Annotated in this window: 2 protein-coding genes (1 of these 2 cut by a window edge); both read left to right on the forward strand. The window is 68.8% G+C overall.

All coding sequences use genetic code 11. From position 1 onward, the window contains the following. Positions 1-8,977 carry the 3' portion of an SDR family NAD(P)-dependent oxidoreductase gene (locus tag ACIP5Y_RS36730; protein WP_400357030.1) on the forward strand. It extends 6,683 nt beyond the left edge of the window, so 8,977 of the gene's 15,660 nt are visible here — the last part of the coding sequence; its start codon lies off the left edge, out of view; the stop codon is at positions 8,975-8,977. 8 nt (positions 8,978-8,985) lie between these two features. Next, positions 8,986-19,524, forward strand: a complete 10,539-nt coding sequence (locus ACIP5Y_RS36735) for an SDR family NAD(P)-dependent oxidoreductase (protein ID WP_400357031.1) — start codon at positions 8,986-8,988, stop codon at positions 19,522-19,524. Positions 19,525-19,526 lie beyond the last annotated feature (2 nt).

Here is a 19,526-nt window from a genome sequence, read left to right on the forward strand (position 1 = left end):
CCTGACATCGCTTGTGGGCGAGCAGGATCCGATCGATATCGGCTTCTCGCTGGCATCGACACGGAGTGCGTTCGAGCATCGGGCGGTCATCGTGGCCGAGGACCGGGAAGCGCTGTCGGCAGGCGTGCGAGCGTTGGCTTCGGGCGCGCCGAATCCCGGCCTGGTGACCGGTCGCACGGTTCCGGGTTCGACGGGTGTGGTGTTCTCCGGTCAAGGTGCGCAGTGGGCCGGTATGGCCACCGAGCTGTGTGCGGCGTATCCGGTGTTCGCCGCGGCCTTCGACGCGATCATCGCCGAGCTGGATCCGCAGCTGGGGCAATCTGTTTCGCTGAGTACGGCGCTGGCAGACGATGACCTGATCGATCGGACGGTGTTCGCGCAGGCGGGCCTGTTCGCGTTCGAGGTGGCGTTGTTCCGTCTGCTCGAATCCTGGGGTGTGCGTGCGGATGTGGTGGCCGGTCATTCGATCGGTGAGGTAGCCGCGGCGCATGTGGCCGGAGTCCTGTCCCTCGCGGACGCGTGTGTGCTGGTGGCAGCACGCGGCCGGTTGATGCAGGCATTGCCCGCCGGTGGTGCGATGGTGGCGGTGGGCGCTTCCGAGTCCGACGTGCTGCCATTGCTGGCCGGTGCCGGTGAGGTGTCGATCGCGGCGGTGAACGGCCCGTCGTCGGTGGTGCTCTCCGGTGTCGAGAACGATGTCGTGGCCGTCGCCGGCCGCTGTGCCGAACAGGGTTGGCGCACACACCGTTTGCGGGTGTCGCATGCCTTTCATTCGGCATCGATGGAGCCGATGCTGGACGAATTCGCCACGGCGATCAAGGGTCTGGCGTTCAACCGCCCGAGCATCCCACTGGTGTCGACGGTGACCGGTGCCGAGGTCGCCGACGAGATGTCGGATCCGTCGTACTGGGTGGGCCAGGTTCGGGACACGGTGCGCTTCGCCGATGCGGTCACGGCCATGGCGAGCCTGGGTGTGTCCCGGTTCGCCGAGGTCGGTCCCGACGCGGTGCTGACCCCGATGGTCGCCCAGACCCTCGATGCCGCAACAGCGATCGCCCTGACCGGACGCGACCAGGCGGATGCCGCCACGGTATCGCGTGCGGTGGCCGGATTGTTCGTCTCCGGCGCGGAGGTGGACTGGACCGGTTTCTACGCCGGTACCGGTGCTCGGCGAATCGACCTGCCCACCTACGCCTTCCAGCACGCTCGTTTCTGGCTCGATGCCAGGCGGATGCTGGCGCAGTCGTGGCTCGGCGCCGAGCTGGGCGGAGTCACCTCCGTCGGTCTCGATACGGTCGACCACCCGCTGCTGGGCGCTGTTGTGCAGCACCCGGATTCGGGAGCAGTGAGCTTCACCGGCCGATGGTCCCTGGATTCCGTCGAATGGCTGGCGGACCACAGCGTGCTCGGCACCGTACTGCTGCCGGGTACCGGATTCGTCGAGCTGGCCGCCCATGTCGGCGGCCTGCTGGGCTGCGATGTGGTGGACGAGCTGGTGCTGCACACCCCGCTGACCATATCGGCGGGAGACAGCGTCGCGGTGCAGGTCGTGGTGGCCGCGGCCGATGACGCCGGTCGCCGCCGCCTGAGCGTTCACTCCCGGCAGACAGCAGAGAGCCCCTGGGCGCTGCACGCCGAAGGCGTTCTCGCACCGGGCGATACGGTGGCCGATTTCGATCTGACCGCGTGGCCGCCGGCCGATGCACAGCCTTTGCCGGTCGACGGCGTCTACGACGAACTGCTCGATATCGGGTACGGGTACGGCCCGTATTTCCAGGGCCTGCGGGCGGCGTGGCAGCGCGGCGATGAATTGTTCGCCGAGGTCGCATTGCCGGATCCACAGGCAGCCGAGGGTTTCGGAATCCATCCGGCGCTGTTCGACGCCGCGCTGCACGCCGGGATAGTCCACGGCCGCAACGGCGATGCCGCTGCCGTGCTGCCCTTCACCTGGAACCGGGTGGTGCTGCACGCGGCCGGTGCGGCCGCGGTGCGGGTGCGCATCGAACGCCGGGACGACCGGTTCGCGGTGCAGCTGGCCGATGAGCAGGGGCAACCCGTGTTGTCGGTGGGGGCCTTGGTTTCTCGGCCGGTATCGGCCGAGCGTCTGGGCGCGGATCGGGTGTCGGGCGCTCTCTTCGGTGTGGAGTGGGTCGCCCTCACACCGTCGCCGCAACCGGACTCGGTTGCGCCGGAGATCGTGGTGTTCGACTGCCCGCACTACGACGATGCGGCGCCGCAGGCTGCCCGGCAGGCCCTGAGCAGCGTCCTCGACGCTGTCCAGGATTGGCTGGCCGCCAGTCGCTCCGATGGTTCCCGTCTGGTGGTGGTCACCAGAAACGCAGTGTCCGTTGCCGATTCCGAGCCGATAGACCTCGGGCAGGCCCCGGTGTGGGGGCTGCTGCGTGCCGCGCAGGCGGAACACCCGGCGAGATTCCAACTCCTCGATGTGGATGAGCACGCTGATCCGTCCACCGTGGCCGCTGTGGCGGCTGCCGCCGGTTCGGAGCCGGAGGTCGCGCTGCGGGGTACGAGCGTGCTCGTCCCGCGTTTGACCCGGCACACGCCCGGCACGATCGATCGGCTTACCGAACCGGGCACGGTGCTGATCACCGGTGGCACTGGTGGTCTGGGTGCGGTTTTCGCCCGGCATCTGGTGTCCGAACACGGTGTGCGCCACCTGCTTCTGACCTCCCGGCGCGGCCCGGCTGCTGCCGGTGCCGCCGAACTGCGTGATGAGCTGGTCGAGCTCGGCGCGCAGGTGACCATTGCCGCGTGCGATGTGTCGGATCGGTCCGCGCTGGCAGCACTGCTGGCCACCATCCCGGCCGAACAGCCGCTGATGGGTGTGGTGCACGCGGCCGGAACCGCCGATAACGGTCTGATCGAGTCGATTACGCCCGACCGCGTCGATCAGGTCTTCCGGCCCAAGGCCGATGCCGCGTGGCATCTGCACGAGCTCACCCGAGATCTCTCGTTGTCGTTGTTCGTACTGGTGTCGTCGGCCGGTGGCTTGGTGCTGGCCGCGGGTCAGGCGAACTATGCCGCGGCGAATGTCTTCCTGGATGCGCTCGCGGTGCACCGTCGCGGCCTCGGATTGCCCGCGACGTCGGTGGATTACGGCCTGTGGGCGCGATCGACCGGCCTCGGCACCGAGCTGTCCGAGGACGACTTCGACCGCATGCGCAGGCAGGGCTTCCCGCCGCTTTCCGAGGCCGAGGGTCTGGCCCTGTTCGATGCGGCGATATCGACCGATACCGCCCAGCTGGTGGCGCTGCGCGTCGACCAGGCCGTGCTGCGGACGCGGGGCGAGCAGCTGCCCGCTCTCGTTCGGGCTCTCGTACCGGCCCCGATTGCCCGCCGCACCAGGACAGCGGCGGGTCAGGCCTTCCTGCAGACACTGGCCGGACTCACGGAAACCGATCGCAAACAGGCCGTGCTCGACCTCGTACGATCGACTGCCGCCCAGATTCTCGGACACGCCTCACCGGAAGCCGTTGCACCCCAGCAGGCTTTCCAGCAGCTCGGATTCGACTCGCTGAGCGCCGTCGAGTTCCGCAACAAACTGAACGCCGCGACGGGTCTGCAGTTGCCGGCCACGCTGGTCTTCGACTACCCCAATGCGCAGATCGTCGCCGAGTTCATCGATTCCGGGCTCACCGGCGCAGCCGCCGTCGACAAGCGCGCGGTCAGCCGGGTCCGGACCGGCGATGAGCCGATCGCGGTGGTGGCCATGAGCTGCCGCTATCCGGGTGGCGTCGCCTCGCCCGAAGACCTGTGGAGTCTGGTCACCGCGGGCATCGATACCACAGGCGACATGCCATCCGATCGCGGCTGGGACCTCGAGGGCATCTACGATCCCGAGCCCGGTAAGGCCGGCAAGACCTACACCCGCCAGGGCGGATTCCTCTACTCCGCGGCCGAATTCGACGCGGGCTTCTTCGGAATCAGCCCGAACGAGGCGACCGTGATGGATCCGCAGCAGCGATTGCTGCTGGAGGTCTCATGGGAGGCCCTGGAACGCGCGGGTGTGGATCCCGCGGTCCTGCGCGGCAGTTCGACCGGTGTCTTCACCGGCGTGATGTACCACGACTATGCCCAGGCGACCGGTACGGGCAGCGGTTCGGCCGGCAGTCTGGTCTCCGGCCGCGTGTCCTATGTATTCGGTCTGGAAGGGCCCGCGGTCACCGTGGATACGGCCTGCTCGTCGTCGCTGGTGGCACTGCATCTGGCCGCGCAGTCCTTGCGCTCGGGTGAATGCGATCTCGCGCTGGCCGGTGGCGTCGCCGTCATGGCGACCCCGGACATGTTCCTCGAGTTCGGCCGGCAGCGCGGACTGTCACCGGATGGCCGGTGCCGATCGTTCGCCGATGCGGCCGACGGGGTCGGCTGGTCCGAGGGCGCGGGTGTGCTGGTGCTGGAACGTCTCTCCGACGCCCGGCGCAACGGTCATGAAGTGCTCGCGGTGATCGCCGGTTCGGCGGTCAACCAGGACGGCGCCTCGAACGGCCTCACCGCCCCGAACGGTCCCTCGCAGCGGCGGGTGATCCGCCAGGCGCTGGCCAATGCCGGAGTATCGCCGGTCGAGGTCGATGCCGTGGAGGCCCATGGCACCGGCACGACGCTGGGTGATCCGATCGAAGCCCAAGCGCTGCTTGCCACTTACGGGCAGGATCGTGCGGCGGATCGTCCGTTGTGGTTGGGGTCGTTGAAGTCCAATATCGGTCACGCTCAGGCGGCGGCCGGTGTGGGCGGTGTCATCAAGATGGTCATGGCCATGCGTCATGGCGTATTGCCGAAGACGCTGCACGTGGATCGGCCCAGCACCAAGGTGGATTGGTCCGAAGGCCACGTGCGGTTGCTGACCGAGCCGGTGGCCTGGCCCGAGGTGGATCGCCCGCGGCGTGCGGGCGTGTCCTCGTTCGGTATCAGCGGCACGAATGCGCACGTCATCGTGGAGCAGGCCCCGGCGACCGCGCCGGTGACGCGGCACGCTCCGGCGGATGTGGTGCCGGTCGTACTGCCGTGGATGCTCTCGGCGCGCACCGGCGAAGCCCTCGCCGAGCAGGCCGCACGCCTGATATCGACTGCGGGCGAACAGGATCCGATCGATATCGGCTTCTCGCTGGCGTCGACGCGTGGCGTGTTCGAACATCGGGCCGTCATCGTGGCCGCGGACCGGGATGCGCTGCTGGCAGGCGTGCGGTCCCTGTCCGCCGGTGAGCAGACCCCCGGCGTGGTGACCGGCCGGGTGGCGCCGGGTTCGACGGGTGTGGTGTTCTCCGGTCAGGGCGCGCAGTGGGCAGGCATGGCCACCGAGCTGCGCGGTAGCTATCCGGTGTTCGCGAAGCACTTCGACGGGATCGTCGCCGAGCTGGATTCGCTGCTGGAACAACCCGTTTCGCTGGATGCCGCGCTGGCCTCCGAAGACCTGGTCGACCGGACGGTGTTCGCGCAAGCGGGCCTGTTCGCGTTCGAGGTGGCCTTGTTCCGCTTGCTCGAATCCTGGGGCATGCGTGCGGATGTCGTGGCCGGTCATTCGATCGGTGAGGTCGCTGCCGCGTATATCGCCGGGGTGATGTCGCTGTCGGACGCCTGTGTCCTGGTCGCGGCCCGCGGCCGCTTGATGCAGGCGCTGCCTGCCGGCGGTGCGATGGTCGCCGTCGGCGTATCGGAGGCGGATGCGCTGCCACTGCTGGCAGGCGGGGTCTCCATCGCGGCGGTCAACGGTCCGTCGTCGGTGGTGCTCTCCGGCAGCGAAGCCGATGTCGTGGCCGCCGTCGACCGCTGCACCGAACAGGGCTGGCGCACGCGCAGATTGCGGGTATCGCACGCCTTCCATTCGGCGTCGATGGATCCGATGCTGGATGAATTCGCCACGGCGATAGCCGATGTAACATTCACCCGCCCGAGCATTCCGCTGGTGTCGACGGTGACCGGCACCCGGATCGGCGACGAGATGTCGGACCCGTCGTATTGGGTGGGCCAGGTCCGGGAGACCGTCCGTTTCGCCGATGCGGTCACCGCGATGGCGGGAATGGGCGTGTCGCGGTTCGCCGAGGTCGGTCCCGATGCGGTGCTGACGCCGATCGTCGCCCAGACTCTCGACGACGCGGCCGTTCCCGTGGTGGCGCTGGCCCGTCGGGATCACGCCGATGCGTCGGCCGTGCTGACCGGGGTCGCCGGGTTGTTCGTCTCCGGCGCGCACGTCGATTGGGCCGGTTCGTACACCGATACCGGCGCTCGGCGAATCGACCTGCCCACCTACGCTTTCCAGCGCGGGCGCTACTGGATGCTGGAAGGATTCGCAGGTGGCGATGCCCGATCGATGGGTCTGGCGACCACCGGACACCCGCTGATCTCGGCGATGGTGTCCCAGCCGGACTCCGGCGCGGTGATCCTGACCGGTCGCTTGTCGGTGCAGACCGACTCGTGGCTGGCCGATCACCGGGTAATGGGCGCGGTGCTGTTCCCCGGCACCGGCCTGGTGGAGCTCGCCCTGCATGCCGGGGAACGAGTGGGCTGCCCGAGCCTGGAGGACCTGGTCCTGCAGACTCCGCTGATCCTGCCGGAATCCGGCGGTATCGCGGTGCGCGTGGTGGTCGGTGCCGAAGACGAGACAGGCCGGCGCGCGGTGCGGATCTTCTCCTGCCCGGACGGTGCGGTCGACTCCGCGCCGACGTGGACGCTGAATGCCGAAGGCGCACTCACCCCGGATGCGGTGGCGCCCGCTGCCGACCTGGTCTCGTGGCCCCCGGCCGGTGCGCAGCCATTGGACATCGACGGTGTCTACGACGAACTGCTCGATGCCGGTTACGGATACGGTCCCGTCTTCCAGGGTCTGCAGGCGGCCTGGCAGCGCGGTGCGGAGGTGTTCGCCGAGGTCGCCCTGCCGGATGTGCAAGCGGCCGCGGGCTTCGGACTGCATCCGGCATTGCTCGATGCCGCGCTGCACGCCCTGCGTTCGGCCGGCCAGTTGCCTTCGGAGGGAACCGGACTCGCCTTGCCGTTCGAATGGTCCGGCGTCACCGTGCATGCGGCAGGAGCCGGGACACTCCGGGTCCGGCTGACCCGCATCGGTGAGCATGCGGTGGCGGTGGATCTCGCGGATTCGACCGGCGCCGCGGTGGCGACTGTGCGCCGTCTGGCCTCCCGGCCGATCGATCCCGCACAGCTCACGGCGAGCGCCGCCACCGTCGGTAATGCGCTGTTCCAGGTCGATTGGACGCCGATCGCGGTGTCCGGGGCCGATATCGGCTCGGTGTCGTGGGCGGACCTCGGCGCCGAGGTGCCGCCCGCCGTGGTGCTGGAGTGCCCGGCCGGGAACGTACCCGCCGCCATCCGCTCCGCGACTCACCTTGTGCTGCACGTACTTCAGACCTGGATCGCCGATCCGCGGTACGCCGATTCGGTGCTGGTGGTCCGGACGAATAGTGCGGTTTCCATTGCCGGGGAGGACATTACGAATCTGGCCGGAGCGGCGGTGGCCGGTCTGGTTCGATCCGCGCAGGCGGAAAGCCCCGGCCGGATTGTTTTGATAGACACCGATTCCGAACTCGACGGGCTGCTCGGCGGCATCCTGGCTGCGGCAGAACCACAGGTGGCCGTGCGTGGTGGGCAGGTATATGCCGCGCGACTGGCGCGGGCGGTCCCCGCGGTGGTTTCGGCTCCGAGTGTCGATTTCGGTCCCGATGAGACCGTCCTGATCACCGGTGCCAGTGGCTTCCTCGGCGGGCTGTTCGCCCGGCATCTGGCCGGTGCCAACGGTGTCCGCAATCTGCTGTTGCTGAGCAGGCGCGGCGAGCGGGCCCCGGGCGTTGCCGAGCTGCGCTCGGAATTGCAGCGGCTCGGCGCCGAGGCCGAATTCGTCGCCTGCGATGTCACCGACCGCGGCGCGCTCGCCGAGGTGCTGGCCGGTATCCCGGCGAGCCGTCCACTCACCGGCGTATTCCATACGGCCGGTGTGCTCGACGATGGCGCCATCGCCTCCTTGACCGCCGATCGGATGGACCGGGTATTGCGGCCCAAGGTCGACGCCGCCCTGCACCTGCACGAATTGACCGCCGATCGCCCATTGCGGGCGTTCGTGCTGTTCAGCTCGGCGGCAGGCGTTTTCGGCGGTCGTGGTCAGGGCAACTATGCCGCGGCCAATGCCTGCCTGGACGCGCTCGCGGCGCACCGCCGGGCCGCCGGGCGCAGCGGGCAGTCGCTGGCGTGGGGCCTGTGGAGCGCGGAGGGCGGGATGGGCGCGGAGCTCAGCGCCGCCGATCGGCAGCGCATGTCGCGTTCGGGCATGCTGCCGCTGTCGGCGGAACAGGGCCTGGCACTGTTCGCCGCCGCCGGTGGAATCGCCACGGCGGCTCCCGTTCTCGCCCGCCTGGATCTGGCGACCCTCCGCGGTGCGGGGTTCGCCACGGCCCTGGTGTCCGGCCTGGTGCCCGCGCGCCGGGCCACCGCCTCGGACGCACCCGCGGCCTTGCGCGCGCGTTTGGCGGCCACGCCCGAGGACGACCGCCTGGATGTGCTCGTGGACCTCGTCCGCGGCCGGGTCGCGGCGGTACTGGGTCATGGGAATGCGAATGCGATTGCGGCGGAGAAGGCTTTCAGCGATCTGGGCTTCGATTCGATTACCGCGATCGAGTTCCGCAATGCGCTCGGGTCCGCGACGGGTCTGCGTCTGCCCGCGACTCTGGTCTTCGACTACCCGTCACCGCAGTCGCTGGCCGAATACCTGGCCGCCGAGTTCGCCGGCGACCAGGACCCGGGCCGGTCGACCTCGGATCACGATATTCGTCTCGCCCTCGAATCGATTCCCGTTGCGCGGCTGCGCGATGCGGGCCTGCTGGATGTCCTCCTGAAACTCGCGCACGGGCAGGAAAGCCCCGGCGAGATGGAGCCGGACAGGCCGCAGGAATCGATCGACGAGCTCGATATCGACGACCTCATCGACCGCGCCTACAACAACTCATCAGAGGACTGACAGCGATAATGACCAAGCCCGACGACAGCACCCAGAAACTCGCTCAGGCGCTGCGTGTCTCGCTGAAGGAGACCGACCGGTTGCGTGCGCGCAATCGCAAGCTCGACGCTGCCTTGCGCGAACCGATTGCGATCGTGGGTATGGCCTGCCGGTATCCGGGCGGCGTCGGTTCTCCCGAGGACCTCTGGCGGCTCGTCTCGGACGGGACCGACGCGACCACCGAGTTCCCCGGCAATCGCGGCTGGGATACCGACCGCCTGTACGACCCCACCGGTGCGGCGCCGAACAGCGTCTACACCCGGGAGGGCGGATTCCTCCATTCCGCAGGCGAATTCGATCGGGCCTTCTTCAATATCAGTCCCAAAGAGGCTGCATTGATGGATCCGCAACAGTTCCTGTTGCTGGAGACCTCATGGGAGGCGTTCGAGCGGGCGGGTGTGGACCCGGGCTCGTTGAAGGGCAGCCGGACCGGTGTGTGGGTCGGCATGATGTACCACGACTATCCGCACAATGGGAACGCGGGATCCATTGCCTCCGGCCGAGTTTCGTATGTGCTCGGCCTGGAGGGCCCGTCGATCACCGTGGACACGGCGTGCTCATCGTCGCTGGTGGCCATGCATTCGGCCGCGGCATCGCTGCGGTCGGGCGAATGCGATCTGGCGCTGGCCGGTGGTGTCGCGGTGATGGCGAGCCCGGAGACCCTCATCGACTTCAGCCAGCAGCGCGGGCTGTCGCCGGACGGGCGGTGCAAGTCCTTCGCCGATGCCGCCGATGGGGTGGGCTGGTCCGAGGGCGTCGGTGTGCTGGTGCTGGAGCGGTTGTCCGATGCGCAGCGCAATGGCCATCAGATCCTCGCGGTGATCACCGGTTCGGCGGTCAATCAGGACGGTGCGTCGAATGGTTTGACGGCGCCGAACGGTCCGTCGCAGCGGCGGGTGATTCGCCAGGCGCTGGCGAATGCCGGGATCACCTCGGTCGATGTCGACGTGGTGGAGGCCCACGGCACCGGCACCACCTTGGGCGATCCCATTGAGGCCCAGGCGATTCTGGCCACGTACGGTCAAGATCGGGCCGCGGATCATCCATTGTGGCTGGGGTCGTTGAAATCCAATATCGGACACTCCCAGGCCGCGGCCGGCGTGGGCGGTGTGATCAAGATGGTCATGGCCATGCAGCACGGGGTCTTGCCGCGAACGCTGCATGTCGATCAGCCCAGCACCAAGGTCGATTGGTCCGAGGGCCATGTGCGGTTGCTGACCGAGGCGGTGCCGTGGCCGGAGGCGGATCGGCCGCGTCGGGCCGGGGTGTCCTCATTCGGCATCAGCGGTACGAACGCGCATCTCATTGTGGAGCAGGCTCCGGTGAGCGAGCCGGTGCCGGATCAGGTATCGACTCCGGCCGGTGGACTGCTGCCCTGGGTGGTTTCGGCGCGCGGCGGCGAGGCCCTCGCGAGTCAGGCCGCACGCCTGGCTTCCCATGTGGCCGAACATGATTCGGATCCGGTGGAGGTCGGCTTCTCGCTGGCCGCCACGCGTGCTGTTTTCGATCACCGGTCGGTGATCGTGGCCGACGGCCGGGCCGGTCTGCTGGCGGGGGCACTGGCATTGAGCCGCGCCGAAACGCCCTCCGGCGTCGTATCCGGTCGTGTGGTGCCGGGTTCGACGGGTGTGGTGTTCTCCGGTCAGGGTGCGCAGTGGGCGGGCATGGCCACTGAACTGTGTGCGGCGTATCCGGTGTTCGCCGCGGTGTTCGATGCGATCGTCGCCGAGTTGGATCCGCAGCTGGGGCAGCCGGTTTCGTTGACTGCGGCGCTGGCCGACGGTCATGCGGTCGATCGGACGGTGTTCGCGCAGGCGGGTCTGTTCGCGTTCGAGGTGGCGTTGTTCCGTCTGCTCGAATCCTGGGGTGTGCGTGCGGATGTGGTGGCCGGTCATTCGATCGGTGAGGTAGCCGCGGCGCATGTGGCGGGTGTGTTGTCCCTGTCGGATGCGTGTGTGCTGGTGGCAGCGCGTGGCCGTTTGATGCAGGCGCTGCCCGAGGGCGGTGCGATGGTCGCGGTCGGTGCGTCCGAGGCGGATGTGCTGCCGTTGCTGGTCGATGGCGTGTCGATCGCCGCGGTCAACGGTCCGTCGTCAGTGGTGGTTTCCGGTGTCGAAGAAGCGGTTTCGGCTGTCCTGGAGAGCTGCGCGGAACGGGGTTGGCGCACACACAGGTTACGTGTGTCCCATGCTTTCCACTCCGCGTCGATGGAGCCGATGCTGGCCGAGTTCGCCTCGGCGATACAGGGTTTGACGTTCAACCGCCCGCGCACCGCGCTGGTATCCACGGTGACCGGCACACGGGTGGCCGATGAGATGTCGGGTCCGTCGTACTGGGTGCGGCAGGTCCGGAGCGCGGTGCGTTTCGCCGATGCGGTTGTCGCGATGGCGGATACGGGTGTGTCCCGGTTCGCCGAGGTCGGGCCGGATGCGGTGTTGACTCCCATGGTCGCGCAGACGCTCGATGACGGAGACGTCGTGATGGTGGCGCTGACGCGGCGCGGCCACGCCGACCCGTCCACGGTGCTGGGCGGAGTGGCCGGATTGTTCGTCGCGGGCGCCGAGGTGGATTGGACCGGTTTCTATGCCGGTTCCGGTGCGCGACGCATCGATCTGCCCACCTACGCCTTCCAGCACGAGCGCTTCTGGCTCGATGCGAAGAAGGCGGTGACGGAGTCGTGGCTGGGAGCCGAGCTGGGGGTGGTCGGCTCGCTCGGGCTGGAGGTAGTGGATCATCCGCTGCTGGGCGCCGTGGTGCCGCATCCGGATTCGGGCGGCGTGAGTTTCACCGGCCGATGGTCGCTGGACTCGGTGGAGTGGCTGGCCGACCACAGCGTGCTCGGCACCGTACTGCTGCCGGGAACCGGATTCGTCGAACTGGCCGCGTACATCGCCGGACTGCTGGGCTGTGAGGTGGTGGACGAGCTCGTCCTGCACAGCCCGCTGACGCTCCCTGCCGAGGGCAGTGTCGCAGTGCAGGTAGAGGTGGCTGCCGCCGATGACGCGGGCCGCCGGCGCCTGAGCGTGCATTCCCGGCAGGCGGGTGAAGGTCCGTGGTCGCTGCACGCCGAAGGCGTGCTCGCGCCGGGCGACGCGGACGCCGAATTCGACCTCAGCGCTTGGCCTCCCGCCGATGCCCAGCCGCTGGATATCGACGGTGTGTACGACGAGCTGCTCGATGTGGGCTACGGGTACGGCCCGTCCTTCCAGGGCTTGCAGGCGGCATGGCACCGTGGCGAGGAGTTGTTCGCCGAGGTCGCGCTGCCGGACCCGCAGCAGGCCGAGGGCTTCGGCATTCACCCCGCGCTGTTCGATGCGGCCTTGCACGTCGCGATCGTGCACGGCCTGCGCGGCGGTATCGAAGGCTTTCCCGCACTGCCGTTCAGCTGGAACCGGGTGGTGGTGCACGCCGCCGGTGCGCCCGCGGTGCGGGTCCGGATCGTGCTGCAAGGTGACCGGTTCACCGTGCAGTTGGCCGATGGACACGGGCAACCCGTGCTGTCGGTAGGCGCGCTGGTGTCCCGGCCGATATCGGCCGAGCGCCTGAACGCGGATCGGGTGTCGGAGGCCCTCTTCGGGGTGGAATGGGTCGCCGCGCCGTCGGCGGGGACCGCCGAACCGAGCCGGGCGGCGTGGTTCAGCGAGCTGAATGCCGACCCGGACGCGGTCGTTCCGGAGATCGTCTTGCTCGAATGCCCCCTGCGGAACGGGACGCCGACCGAGGCGGCCCGGCAGGTACTGACCGGCGTTCTCGAGGCCGCCCAGGGCTGGCTCGCCGATCCGCGGTTCGCCGATGCCCGCTTGGTCGTGCTGACCAGAAACGCTGTGGCCGTGGCCGATTCCGAGCAGGTGCGCCTGGACCAGGCGCCGGTCTGGGGTCTGCTGCGCGCCGCGCAGGCGGAACACCCGGATCGGTTCCAGCTGCTCGACCTCGATGAATCGCATGATCCGAGCTCCGTTGCGGCCGCCGCGACCGCTGTGGCCGGGGAACCGGAGGCCGCGCTGCGCGGGCAGACCGTGCTCGTGCCGCGGCTGACCCGGCACGCACCGGGCACAATTGCCCGGCTGAGCGAGCCGGGCACCGTGCTGATCACCGGTGGCACGGGCGGTCTGGGCGCGGTGATCGCCCGGCATCTGGTGGCCGAACACGGTGTGCGCCAACTGCTTTTGACCTCGCGGCGTGGCCTGGATGCTCCGGGTGCGGCTGAATTGCGTGACGAGTTGGCCGGGCTGGGCGCCGAGGCCACCATCGCCGCGTGTGATGTGTCGGACCGCTCCGCGCTGGCGGCGCTGCTGGACGGCATCTCCGAAGCGCACCCGTTGGTGGGTGTGGTGCATGCGGCGGGCATCGCCGATAACGGTGTGATCGAGTCGATGACGCCGGATCGGATCGGGGATGTGTTCCGGCCCAAGGCCGATGCGGCGTGGCATCTGCACGAACTCACCCTGGACACGCCGCTGTCGCTGTTCGTGCTGCTGTCCTCGGCCGGTGGCCTGGTGCTGGCCGCGGGCCAAGCCAACTACGCCGCGGCGAACGTCTTCCTGGATGCCCTTGCGGCGCATCGCCATAGCTCGGGCCTGCCCGCCACCTCCGTCGACTACGGCCTGTGGGCCAGGTCGACCGGGCTCGGTGCGGAGCTGTCCGAGGAGGCCTTCGACTGGATGCGGCGACAAGGCTTCCCGCCGCTCTCCGAGGCGGACGGCCTGGCGCTGTTCGATGCGGCGGTCGCCACCGATACCGCCCAGCTGGTGGCATTGCGGATCGACCCGGCCGTGCTGCGGACCCGGGGTGAACAGATCCCGGCGCTGCTGCGCGCGATCGCGCCGGCCCCCGTGCGCCGCGCCGCCCGATCGGCGGCCGGGCAAGCCTTCCTGCGGAAGCTGACCGGGCTCTCCGCGGCCGATCGCGGGAGCGCGCTGCTCGAACTGGTGCGGTCCACGGCCGCCGGCCTGCTCGGGCACGCGACCGCCGATGCGGTGGAACCCCAGCAGCCCTTCCAGCACCTGGGTTTCGATTCGCTGAGCGCCATCGAATTCCGCAACCAGCTCAATGCCGCGACGGGTCTGCATCTGCCCGCCACCCTCGTCTTCGACTACCCCGACCCGCGGGCCGTCGCCGCCTTCATCGATTCCCAGCTCACCGGCGCCACCGCGGATATCGAGGTCACCGCCGCCCGGTCCGGTGGCGACGACCCGATCGCCGTGGTGGCCATGAGCTGCCGCTACCCGGGCGGCATCACTTCACCGCAGGATCTGTGGCAGCTGGTCACCTCCGGTGCGGAAACCATCGGCGAGCTGCCGGCCGATCGAGGCTGGGACGTCGACGCGATCTACGATCCTGAACCCGGCAAGGCAGGCCGGACCTACACCCGCCAAGGGTCGTTCCTTTACACGGCAGCCGATTTCGATGCCGACTTCTTCGGCATCAGCCCGAACGAGGCCACCATGATGGATCCGCAGCAGCGGTTGCTGCTGGAGGTCTCCTGGGAGGCCCTCGAACGGGCCGGTGTGGATCCGGTTGCGCTGCGCGGCAGTTCGACCGGCGTCTTCACCGGGGTCATGTATCACGATTACGGCGAGGGCAGCGGCACCGGCAGCAGCACCGCGGGTAGTTTGATCTCCGGTCGCATCGCCTACACCCTCGGGCTGGAAGGCCCTGCCCTGTCCATCGATACGGCCTGCTCGTCGTCCTTGGTGGCCATGCATCTGGCCGCGCAGTCGCTGCGGTCGGGGGAGTGCGATCTGGCCCTGGCCGGTGGCGTCGCGGTGATGGCGACGCCGGGCATGTTCCTCGAGTTCAGCCGGCAGCGCGGGCTGTCACCGGATGGGCGGTGCAAGTCCTTCGCCGAGGCCGCCGATGGAGTGGGCTGGTCCGAGGGCGTCGGCGTGCTGGTGCTGGAGCGGTTGGCCGATGCGCGCCGCAATGGCCATGAAGTGCTTGCGGTGCTTGCCGGTTCGGCGGTGAACCAGGATGGCGCGTCGAACGGCTTGACCGCGCCCAACGGTCCGGCGCAGCGACGGGTGATCCGGCAGGCCTTGGCCAATGCCGGGGTTTCGCCGGTCGACGTCGATGTGGTGGAGGCGCACGGCACCGGTACTACGCTGGGCGATCCCATCGAGGCGCAAGCACTACTGGCCACCTACGGGCAGGATCGGGCGGCCGATCGTCCGCTGTGGCTGGGATCGCTGAAGTCGAATATCGGGCACTCCCAGGCCGCGGCGGGCGTCGGTGGCGTCATCAAGATGGTCATGGCCATGCAGCACGGGGTGTTGCCGCAGACCTTGCATGTGGATCAGCCGTCTACGAAGGTCGACTGGTCCGAGGGCCATATCCGCTTGCTGACCGAGTCGGTGCCGTGGCCGGAGGCGGGTCGCCCGCGGCGCGCGGGTGTGTCGTCGTTCGGTCTCAGCGGCACCAATGCCCATCTCATCGTCGAGCAGGCTCCGGCGGCGAATTCGGTTCCCGCTCCGGCGGTCAGGACCGTCCCGGCCGGTGGCCTGCTGCCATGGGTGCTCTCGGCGCGTACCGGTGACGCGCTGGCCGAACAGGCCAGGCGCCTGGCCTCGTACGTAGACGACCATGAGCCGACCGACATCGGCTTCTCGCTGGTGGCTTCGCGAGTGTTGTTCGACCGCAGGGCGGTCGTGTTCGCGGCCGAACGTGACGGCCTGCGGGCCGGTATTCAGGCATTGGGTCGCGGTGACTCCGTCCCGGGCGTGGTGTCCGGTCGGGTGACGTCGGGTTCGACGGGTGTGGTGTTCTCGGGTCAAGGTGCGCAGTGGGCCGGTATGGCCACCGAGTTGCGGGCGGCCTATCCGGTGTTCGCGGAGCACTTCGACGCGATCGTCGCCGAGTTGGATCCGCTGCTGGGGCAGTCGGTTTCGTTGGATGCGGCATTGGCCGACGGTGATTCGATCGATCGGACGGTGTTCACACAGGCGGGGTTGTTCGCGTTCGAGGTGGCGTTGTTCCGGCTGCTCGAATCCTGGGGCGTGCGTGCGGATGTGGTCGCCGGTCACTCGATCGGTGAAGTGGCCGCTGCGCATGTGGCCGGTGTGCTCTCGCTGGATGATGCGTGCGTGCTCGTCGCTGCGCGCGGCCGTCTGATGCAGGCGTTGCCCGCTGGTGGGGCAATGGTCGCCGTGGGTGCTTCCGAGGTGGACGTGCTGCCATTGCTGGTCGATGGGGTGTCGATCGCGGCGGTGAACGGTCCGTCTGCGGTGGTGGTTTCCGGTGTCGAAGACGCGGTCGCGGCCGTTGTCGATCGATGCGTCGAACAGGGTTGGCGCACACATAAATTACGTGTCTCGCACGCTTTCCATTCGGTGCTGATGGAGCCGATGCTGGACGAATTCGCCTCGGTGGTCAAAGGTTTGACGTTCGCCCGGCCGAGCATCCCACTGGTCTCCACGGTGACCGGAGCCCGGATCGGCGATGAGATGTGTGACTCGTCGTACTGGGTGGGTCAGGTCCGCGACACAGTGCGCTTCGCCGATGCGGTCACCGCCATGGCGAGCTCGGGCGTGTCCCGGTTCGCCGAGGTCGGTCCCGATGCCGTGCTGACCCCGATGGTCGCCCAGACCCTCGACGGCAGTTCCGCCGCGTTGGTGGCGACGGCCCGTCGCGACCATGCCGATCCGTTCACGCTGCTGAATGCGGTGGCCGGATTGTTCGTCGCGGGCGCCGCGATGAACTGGGCCGGTCTCTACACCGATACCGGGGCTCAGCGAATCGACCTGCCCACCTACGCATTCCAGCGTCGCCGCTATTGGATACCCGAAGGTTCCACCAGCAATGGCGGCGCTCGGGCCATGGGCCTGATGGCCAGCGGACATCCCTTGGTCTCGACGGTGGTGTCGCAACCGGATTCGGACGCGATCGCGTTGAGCGGCCGTCTGTCGGTGCAGTCGCATCCGTGGCTGGCCGATCACGCGGTCATGGATACGGTGCTGTTCCCCGGTACCGGTTTGGTCGAGCTTGCCCTGCATGCCGGTGAGCGCGTGGGTTGTTCGAGTCTGGACGAGCTGGTGCTGCGGGCTCCGCTGGTATTGCCGGAGTCGGCGGGTGTCGCGGTGCGTGTGCTGGTCGGCGCCGCGGACGAGACGGGTCGTCGCGGGGTGCGGATCTTCTCCCGTCCCGACGAGGACGCCGACTCGGCGCACTCGTCGTGGATCTTGAACGCCGAGGGTGCGCTCACACCGGAATCCGACGGTGCGCCTGCGGATCTGGTGCAATGGCCGCCCACCGGCGCGACCGCGGTCGACATCGACGGGGTGTACGACGCCCTCGATGAACAGGGCTATCACTACGGCCCGGTATTCCAGGCGCTGAAGGCGGTCTGGCGTAGCGCCGACGGGGTCTACGCCGAGGTCGAATTGCCCGAGCAGGCGCGCGCCGAGGCAGAGCGCTTCGGTGTGCATCCGGCCCTGCTGGATGCCGCCTTGCATGCCTTGCGTTTTGCCTCCGCCGACTCGGCGGAGGCCACCGGACCGGTGGTATTGCCGTTCGAATGGTCCGGTGTCACGGTGCACGCGGCCGGGGCCGACGCGCTGCGCGTCCGGCTCACCCGCATCGGCGAGCACGGCGTCGCGCTGGATATCGCGGACTTCACCGGCGCCCCGGTGGCGACGGTGCAGCAGTTGGCCTCCCGGCCGATCGATCCCGCCCAGCTCACCGCCGGCACCCCCATCGCGCGCACTGCCGTGTTCGATATCAACTGGACACCGATCGCGCTGTCCGACGATGCGGTCACCGCGGTGGCCTGGGCGGATCTCGGTACCGGGAACGAGCCGGTCCCGCCGGTCGTGGTGCTGGACTGCCCTGCGGGCAATGATCCCGCCGCCGTCCGTACCGCGACACATGGTGTGCTGCAGGTCCTGCAAGCCTGGATCGCCGATCCGCGCTTCGGTGAGTCGGTGCTGGTGGTCCGCACCGCCGGTACGGTATCGGTTGCCGGGGAGGACATTACGAACCTGGCCGGTGCCGCCGTGGGTGGTCTGGTTCGTTCCGCGCAGGCGGAGAGCCCGGGCCGAATCGTCTTGCTCGACACCGATTCCCGCACTGCCGGTGCCGAACTCGGCGCGCTGCTGGGTGCGATCGTGGCGACCGGCGAACCGCAATTGGCCGTGCGTGACGGGCGGGCCTACGGTGCGCGACTCACCCGGGTCGTCTCCACTGCCGACTCCGCTCCGGTATCGGCCGCTTTCGATCCGGACGACACCGTGCTGATCACCGGCGCCAGCGGGTACCTCGGCGGGTTGTTCGCGCGCCACCTGGTGCACGCCCATGGCGTGCGGCGGCTGCTGCTATTGAGCCGCCGCGGTGAGTCCGCCGTCGGCGCCGGCGAATTGCGGGCCGAGTTGGCGCGTCTCGGCGCCGAGGTCGAGTTCGCCGCCTGCGATGTCGCCGACCGCGCCGCGCTCGCCGAGGTGCTGGCGGGCGTGCCCGCCGATCATCCGCTCACGGGTGTGTTCCACCTGGCCGGTGTCCTCGACGACGGCGCCATCGCCTCCATGACGCCGGATCGGATGGATACGGTGCTGGGGCCGAAGGTCGATGCCGCCCTGCATCTGCACGAACTCACCGCCGAGCTGCCATTGAGGGCGTTCACGCTGTTCAGCTCGGTCGCCGGCTCGTTCAGCGCTGCGGGACAAGGCAACTACGCCGCGGCCAATGCCTGCCTGGACGCGCTGGCGGCGCACCGGAAGGCAACCGGCCGCAATGGCCGGTCGCTGGCCTGGGGGCTCTGGAACCCGGACGGCGGTATGGGTGCGGAATTGAACGAGGTCGACCGTCGGCGCATGTCCCGCACGGGCATGCTGCCGCTGTCGGAGGAACAGGGCCTCGCGCTGTTCGACGCCGCGACCGGACTGGATACCGCGGCTCTCATTCTGGTGCGGCTGGACCTGGATGCCCTGCGCGGCGCGGGATTCGCCGCGCCCGCACTGTTCGCCACGCTGATCCCGCAGCGCCGCAAGGCGGCCTCGGGCGCATCCACCGCGCTGCGTGCTCGATTGCTGAACACACCCGAGAGCGAACGGCTCGGTGTCCTCGTCGAGATCGTCCGCGGCCAGGTCGCCACCATCCTCGGTCACCAGCACGCCAATGCGGTTGCCGCGGACCGGCCCTTCAGCGAATTGGGCTTCGATTCGCTCACCGCGATCGAGTTCCGCAACACGCTCAAATCCGTGACGGGTCTGCGATTGCCCGCGACCCTGGTGTTCGACTACCCGTCACCGCAAGCCTTGGCCGAATACCTGGCCGAAGAATTCACCGACCACAACCCCGACCAGGCGGCAGAACTGCCGGAGAACGATATTCGCCGAGCCCTCCAAACCATCCCGCTCACCCGGCTGCGCGACGCGGGCCTGCTGGACGCACTCATGAAACTCGCGGCCGGGCCGGAAAGCCCCGCCGAACCCGAGCAGACCATGACGGATGAATCCATCGACGGGCTCGATATCGACGATCTGATCGACCTGGCTTACAACAACTCATCAGAGGACTGACG

This window comes from Nocardia sp. NPDC088792 (assembly GCF_044750615.1).
Lineage (GTDB): Bacteria > Actinomycetota > Actinomycetes > Mycobacteriales > Mycobacteriaceae > Nocardia.